The sequence below is a fragment of the Fumia xinanensis genome, assembly GCF_014384905.1.
GTDB lineage: Bacteria > Bacillota > Clostridia > Oscillospirales > Ruminococcaceae > Fumia > Fumia xinanensis.
The window spans coordinates 1-692 of record NZ_JACRSV010000013.1; the positions used below are offsets into that span (position 1 = coordinate 1).

Here is a 692-nt window from a genome sequence, read left to right on the forward strand (position 1 = left end):
CAAGCGCATCGACGTTGACGATGAGGCAGACAACGTGAAAATTGATAACATTAATTCGCTATTACGCTCAAGCCAAGCCCAGCAGCGTGATGAAACGCAAAAGGCTGATAGCGTATCACCCGTCGCACCGGGCGGCGCAGCTCGCGAATCGACTCAACTGAGCCAATCAAGTATCGATGAATCTCAGGACGTCGATACTGCTAAAGTTGAAGAAATTCGCGATGCTATACGTGAAGGTCGCCTTGAAATGCGCGCCGACCGTATCGCCGAGGGCTTAATTGCCAATCTTAAAGATCTATAAAGGGCATGGTTTCGACGCCGGTGACAACCCTTGCGGTGCATGCCGAGAGCGTGATGTATCTCGTAAATCCCACATCACGAAAAATAGTCGCAAATGACGAAAACTACGCTCAAGGCGCGCTAGCAGCTTAAACACTGTTAGCTTCTTGTCTGGCCCCAAGGTGATGTGCCTATTCATCGCTGAGGGGATACGAGCTAAAGCTGATAGGATCGCGTTTGGTGGTGTCTTCTCGCCAAGCGCTAAACTTTAGAAGACTCGCGTGGCTGAATCCTGATCGTCGGAGTCAGTTGCGTTAAATCAAATGACGAAATCTAAGCATGTAGAGCCAATAGGCGCGTGCTGGCGGACGCGGGTTCAATTCCCGCCGCCTCCACCACCTTACTATACAAAT

1 protein-coding gene and 1 other RNA gene are annotated in these 692 nt (G+C 50.6%); both read left to right on the top strand.

Translation table 11 applies throughout. The features are described 5' to 3' along the window. Positions 1-301, top strand: a 301-nt coding sequence (gene flgM, locus H8710_RS13290) for a flagellar biosynthesis anti-sigma factor FlgM (RefSeq protein WP_249296329.1), incomplete at its 5' end; no start/stop codon positions are given. A 1-nt stretch (position 302) separates the two neighbouring features. Next, positions 303-677, top strand: a transfer-messenger RNA (tmRNA) gene (gene ssrA, locus H8710_RS13295). Positions 678-692: the final 15 nt, after the last annotated feature.